Raw genomic sequence first — 503 nt, 5'->3', positions numbered from 1 at the left:
AGCGTCAGCGTCGAGCCGAGCCCGACGAGCATGGCGTAGGCGAGCAGGGCGTACGACGCGAGCGCGATGGTCGCCGCGAAGCCGACGAGCCGGTAGACGATGATGATGAACAGGCCGGTCAGGGCGATGCCGATGATGCCGGCCTCGATCGAGGCGTCGATCGCGGCCTCGCCCAGCGAGGGACCGACGAGGCGGTCGGAGATCGCGGTCAGCTCGAGGGGCAGCGCACCGCCCTCGATGAGGGACGCGAGGTCCTTGGCGTCCTCGGAGGTGAAGCTGCCGGTGATGTCGGTCGAGCCGCCGCGGATGCCGACGTCGCAGCCGACACCGGTGTTGACCTCGGGCGAGGAGATGATCTCGCCGTCGAGGACGATCGCGATCCGGCGCTTGGGGTCGCCGGACGGGTTGCACGCGGCCGCGCCGGTGATGTCGGCCCAGGTGTCGCCACCCTTGCCGCTGAAGTCGATGGCCACGACCCACTCGACGCTCTGGTCACGCTGGAC

Annotated in this window: 1 protein-coding gene; it reads right to left on the bottom strand. The window is 70.2% G+C overall.

Annotated features, from left to right (window positions below):
* On the bottom strand, positions 1-503 hold a 503-nt coding region (locus FB586_RS19660), incomplete at both ends, for a SecDF P1 head subdomain-containing protein (RefSeq protein WP_442319902.1).

The sequence above is a fragment of the Cellulomonas telluris genome, from assembly GCF_004886325.1.
GTDB classification, from domain to species: Bacteria; Actinomycetota; Actinomycetes; order Actinomycetales; family Cellulomonadaceae; genus Cellulomonas; species Cellulomonas telluris.
This window is presented reverse-complemented; position numbering and strand designations above follow the sequence as displayed.